General features: G+C 71.2%; 5 protein-coding genes and 1 pseudogene. 5 read left to right on the top strand and 1 reads right to left on the bottom strand.

Annotated elements, in window-relative coordinates:
- From VIB55_RS24490 to VIB55_RS24480, 3 genes are all read left to right on the top strand, one after another.
- On the top strand, window positions 1–203 hold a 203-nt coding region (locus VIB55_RS24490; protein WP_331879312.1), incomplete at its 5' end, for a response regulator.
- Window positions 204–522: 319 nt separating this feature from the next.
- On the top strand, window positions 523–645 hold the full coding sequence (locus VIB55_RS24485) for a hypothetical protein (RefSeq protein ID WP_331022844.1): 123 nt from the start codon (window positions 523–525) through the stop codon (window positions 643–645).
- A 62-nt stretch (window positions 646–707) separates the two neighbouring features.
- A complete protein-coding gene (locus VIB55_RS24480; protein ID WP_331879311.1) occupies window positions 708–1703 on the top strand; it encodes an HD domain-containing phosphohydrolase in 996 nt (331 codons plus the stop codon).
- A gap of 125 nt (window positions 1704–1828) precedes the next feature.
- On the opposite strand, the gene VIB55_RS24475 is transcribed toward VIB55_RS24480, so the two are convergent.
- A complete protein-coding gene (locus tag VIB55_RS24475) occupies window positions 1829–3190 on the bottom strand; it encodes a sigma-54 dependent transcriptional regulator (protein ID WP_331879310.1) in 1362 nt (453 codons plus the stop codon).
- Window positions 3191–3275: 85 nt separating this feature from the next.
- On the opposite strand from VIB55_RS24475, the gene VIB55_RS24470 reads away from it, so the two are divergent.
- A complete protein-coding gene (locus tag VIB55_RS24470; RefSeq protein ID WP_331879309.1) occupies window positions 3276–4328 on the top strand; it encodes an HD-GYP domain-containing protein in 1053 nt (350 codons plus the stop codon).
- 251 nt (window positions 4329–4579) lie between these two features.
- A pseudogene (locus VIB55_RS24465) lies at window positions 4580–4780 on the top strand (cold shock domain-containing protein); the annotation flags it as partial.
- Window positions 4781–4932: the final 152 nt, after the last annotated feature.

Genomic DNA, 4932 nt, shown 5'->3' with positions numbered 1-4932 from the left:
TCATGCCCGGGATGACGGGGAACCAGGCGTCGCACCACCTGCGCGACCTGCGGCCCGGCGTTCCCATCCTCTGCATCTCCGGGCACCCCGAAAACGAGGCGGTGCGCTACGGCATCGCCGGCCACGGCACCGCCTTCCTGCAAAAGCCCTTCACCTTCGAGCAGCTCGCCGGCGCCGTCCAGGCGCTGATCGGCGCGCACTGACCCATGGGGGCCCCGGCCCCCGCGCGGAACTCCCCGTTCCGCATCCGACACGCGGCGCCCCGCCGTACGAAATCCGCACACATTCGCAGAATCTCCAGCAACGGCGCGGCACTTTCCCCGCCCGCCTCCCCCGCCCCGTCCGAAATCCGCACGATTTCCGCTCCTTCCGCAACCCTCCCGGGAATTCCGTAACTCCATCCCGACGAACAACTTGGAGCGATTCGGCAACGCGGAACGCCATTCGCCCTGTCATGGGCCAGCCGCCGCGAAGGTCCCACGGGGGACCCGCGGACCGAACCCACCGACAGGAGACCTTTCCATGACCCGCTACGAACGCCTCGAGGCCCGCGCCCGCTTCGCCCGCTCGCTTCGCCTGGCCATGCAGGCCGCCACGGCGCTCACCACCTGCATGGTGGCCGCGTACGCCGGCGCCCTGCTCTAGGCCCATCCACCGCCGCCCGCCTTCATCGAACCGCCCTCCACGTCTTCGCCCAGGACACCGCCATGATGTTCACCGGACGCATTCTCATCGTCAGCGACCGCCGCGACGTGATCGCCGAGCTCGAGCCCATCATCCGCGCCGGCCAGCACCTGGCCAGCGTGGTGCCCGACGGCCAGGAGGCGCTGCACGCGCTGGAAGACGGGCTGGTGCCGGACGTGATGATCAGCGACCTGGGCTGCGAGCGCTCGTACGACCACATCGCCTACGTGCGCCGCTTCCGCGAGCTGAACGGGGCGGGATGCCACCTGGTGGTCACCGAGCCGGGGGCGCCGTTCAGCGGGCCGGGGCGGGCCGTCAACGACCGCTTCGCCGTGCTTCCCCGCCCCTTCGACACGGCCCGGGTGAGCACGCAGCTGGAAGACGCCCTGCGCCGGGTGGAGGAGGACTTCCGCGCGCTGCGGGCAGAGATGTGGCGGTCGATGGACCGGCTGAAGCGCGAGGTGGAAGACGCCCGCGGCGAGATGGTGCAGGCGCTGGCGCGGACGATCGGCGCGCGCGACGTGTACATGCACGGCCACTGCGAGCGCGTGGGCGACATGTGCCGCAAGGTGGCGCTGGTGCTGAACCTGAACGACGAGCGCACCCGCCTGCTTTCCACGGCCGCGCAGCTTCACGAGCTGGGCAAGATCTCGGTGCCGGTGGAGCTGCTCCACAAGACGGAGCCGCTGGACGCGGGCGAGCTGGAGCGCATTCGCGGCCACTTCAAGGTAGGCGCCGAGATCGTGCGCGGCGTGCCGTCGCTGCAGTCCCTGGCCCCGGTGATCGAGCACCTGGGCACCGACCACGCCGACCTGGCCACGCACGTGCCCCCCGACGCGCCGGAGTACCTGCTGATCGGCATCCTGCGGGTGGTGGACGTGTGGGACGCCATGAACCACCCGCGCGCCTACCGCCCGGCGATGTCGCGCGGCTACTGGGAGCCCCTGCTGCGCGACGGCGCCGAAGACCGCTTTCACCCCGCGGCCGTGGCGGCGCTCTTCCGCGTGCTGGGCGACTGATCGGCGACGGGCGAGAGATCCGGACGGGGCGGCTGACGCCGCGGTGACGACGCGGAAAGCCCCGCAAAGGGCGGGGCTTCACCTGCGGAGAGACAGCGGCACCGGGGCGACTTTTCCTGGATGGACTACCGGCCCGCCGACTCCAGCCCGTACTGCGCGATCTTCGCGTGAAGGGTGCTCCGCGAGATCCCCAGCTTTTCCGCCGCGGCGGTGCGGTTGCCGTTCAGCAGGTACAGCGCCCGCTCGATGTGCCGCTGCTCCACCTGGGCCAGGGACAGGATCTCGGCGTCTTCGCGGTTGGCGCGCGGAGCGCCCCGGGCACGGAGCGGCTCGGGAAGGTGCTCCAGGTCGATGCGCTCGGCGCCCGACGCCAGCACCAGGGCGCGCTCCAGCACGTTGCGCAGCTCGCGGACGTTCCCCGGCCAGGCGTACTCGGCCAGCGCCGTGGTGGCCCGGGGGGCCAGCTGCCCGGGGGAGGAGGGATGCCGGCTCCCCAGCTCGCGCAGAAAGCGGTGCATCAGCTCCAGCACGTCTTCGCGGCTGCGGTCGCGCAGCGGGGGAATGGTCAGCGGGAAGACCGACAGGCGGTAGAACAGGTCTTCGCGGAACTTGCCGGTGCGCACCTCGGCGGTCAGGTCCTTGTTGGTGGCGGCGAGCAGGCGCACGTCCACCGTCATCTCGCGGGTGCCGCCCAGGCGGCGGAAGGTGCGGGTTTCCAGCACGCGAAGCAGCTTGGGCTGCAGCTCCGGCGCCAGGTCGCCGATCTCGTCCAGGAAGAGCGTGCCCCGGTCCGCCACCTCGAACAATCCGCGCTTCATCTCGCGCGCGTCGGTGAACGCGCCCTTTTCGTGGCCGAACAGCTCGGAGTCCAGGAACGTGGCCGACAGCCCCGCGCAGTTGATCTCCACGAACGGCGAACGCGCCCGCGGGCTGCGCGAGTGGATCATCTGCGCCACCCAGCTCTTGCCCGTGCCGCTTTCGCCCAGCAGCAGCGCCGTGGTGTCGGCCGAGCCGGCCAGCAGCTCCACCTGCCGGGCCAGCGCCACCATCCGCGCCGACGTCCCCAGCGAGGCCGCCGTCTCGGCCCCGCCCAGCTGCCGCGAAAGCAGCTCGTTGGTGCGCCGCAGCTCCTGCTTTTCGGCCGCGCGCTCCGCCGCCACCTCCACGTGGGCCAGGTCCACCGGCTTGGTGAGAAAGGTCTCGGCGCCGGCCTGCATGGCGTCGACCGCCGTCTCCACCTCGGCGTGGCCGGTGAGCATGATCACCGCGGCGCCGCGCGACACCAGCACGTCCAGCACCTGCAGCCCCGACATGCCAGGAAGGTCCAGGTCCAGCAGCACCACGTCCGGACGGGTGGATTCCCAGCGCCGCAGGCCGTCTTCGCCGCTGCCGGCCTGGTGCACCTCCCAGCCCTTTCGCTGAAAGAAACGCGTGAGAACGCTCAGAACGCCGGGGTCGTCGTCGATGACGAGAATGGATCGTGGCATCGGATGTGAAATTGGCGATCGGGTGCGCCCCGCTGCAGCCGTGAGGTCCCTGCCGGCGGCGTGGGGTGCCGCCACCGGGCGTACTATGATAACACCATCGGCACCCTCCGCGCGCATCCTTGCCGCGGACGACGACGAGTCGGCCCTGCGCGTGCTCGACCGCATCCTGTCGCGGGGCGGGTTCGGCGAAGTGCGCACCACCACCGACGGCACCCGCGTGGAGGCGATGTTCCGCGAGTTCCGCCCCGACATGGTGCTGCTGGACCTGCACATGGGCGCCATCCAGGCCCCCGAGGTCATCCGCCGGCTGCGCGCGCTGATCCCTCCGGAGGACCACGTGCCCATCCTGGTGGTCAGCGGCGACCTTTCCGACGAGTCGCGGCTGGCCGTGCTTTCCGAGGGTGCCGCCGACTTCATCAACAAGCCGTACTCCCCGGGCGAGGTAATGCTGCGCGTGCGCAACCACCTGCAGACCCGCCTGCTGCACACCGCCGTCCGCGAGCAGAACCGCACCCTGGAGGCACGCGTGCGTGAACGGACCGAGGCCCTGGAGCGCACCGCGGGCGAGGTGCTGGAGCGGCTGGCCCGCGCCGCCGAGCTGCGCGACGACGACACAGGGCTGCACACCCGCCGTGTGGGCGAGCTGGCCGGCGACCTGGCCCGCGCCATGGGGCTGCCCGAAGAGCAGGTGCAGGCGCTGCGCCTGGCCGCCACCCTGCACGACATCGGCAAGATCGGCATTCCCGACTCGGTGCTGCTCAAGCCCGGCCGGCTGACCCCCGAGGAGTGGGAGGTGATGAAGTCGCACACCGTCATCGGCGCGCGCATCCTGGCCGAGGGATCGTCGGAGGTGGTGCGCCTGGCCGAGCAGATCGCCCGCTCGCACCACGAGCGCTGGGACGGGGGCGGCTACCCCAGCGGTCTGGCCGGCACCGACATTCCCCTTCCCGCCCGCATCGTGGCCCTGGCCGACGTGTACGACGCGCTGACCAGCGACCGGCCCTACCGCGCCGCGTGGAGCGTGCCGCGGGTGCTGGAGGAGATCCGCTCGCTGCGCGGCACCCACTTCGACCCCGCCGTGGTCGACGCGTTCCTGGAGGCGGTGGTGCCCTCGATGCACACCCGCGAAGCCGCGTGAAAACTCCGTCCGCATGCCGCCCGGTTTCCGCCGGAACACTCGAAGCAGGTCCAAACGCCTTGCTGGAGCGGATTTGCGTGCAAACAGATGGCGGCTGGCCGCGCGGTGGCGCCGATCCTGCATAGGCACGCCTTCGCCGCCGAAGCACGCTCCCGGCAAATAAGACCCTTGGCGCGCGGAGCAAATCGGCTTAGGTTGCCGCCAGCGAAAGTCGCTGCGCTCCATCATCAACATCCAGCACGTGGACGGACATGGCCAGGGAGACGGGAGTAGTCAAGTGGTTCAACCCGGAGAAGGGCTTCGGGTTCATTACCCGTGACAACGGGGAGAAGGACGTCTTCGTCCACCACAGCGCCATCCAGGGCGGCGGGTTCCGCACCCTGAACGACGGCGAGCGCGTGGAGTTCGACGTCGTGCAGGGCACCAAGGGCCCCGCGGCCGAGAATGTCGTTCGCCTGGATGCGCCCGCCGATGGCGGTGGCGGTGACAGCGGCGGCAGCCGGGGCGGCGGCTACGGCGGCGGCGGTGGTGGCCGCAGCGGTGGCGGCGGTGGGTACGGCGGTGGCAGTGGCGGCGGCGGCTACGGCGGTGGTGGCGGCGGCCG

This window comes from Longimicrobium sp. (assembly GCF_036554565.1).
Lineage (GTDB): Bacteria > Gemmatimonadota > Gemmatimonadetes > Longimicrobiales > Longimicrobiaceae > Longimicrobium.
Note: the sequence above shows the minus strand (reverse complement) of the source record. Positions and strands in the feature narration are given on the sequence as shown.

What these genes read in the sequence shown, in the direction of transcription:
- VIB55_RS24485 (WP_331022844.1), top strand. Translation starts at nt 523, where the DNA reads ATGACCCGCTACGAACGCCTCGAGGCCCGCGCCCGCTTCGCCCGCTCG.
- VIB55_RS24480 (WP_331879311.1), top strand. Translation starts at nt 708, where the DNA reads ATGATGTTCACCGGACGCATTCTCATCGTCAGCGACCGCCGCGACGTG.
- VIB55_RS24475 (WP_331879310.1), bottom strand. Translation starts at nt 3,190, where the DNA reads ATGCCACGATCCATTCTCGTCATCGACGACGACCCCGGCGTTCTGAGC.
- VIB55_RS24470 (WP_331879309.1), top strand. Translation starts at nt 3,276, where the DNA reads ATGATAACACCATCGGCACCCTCCGCGCGCATCCTTGCCGCGGACGAC.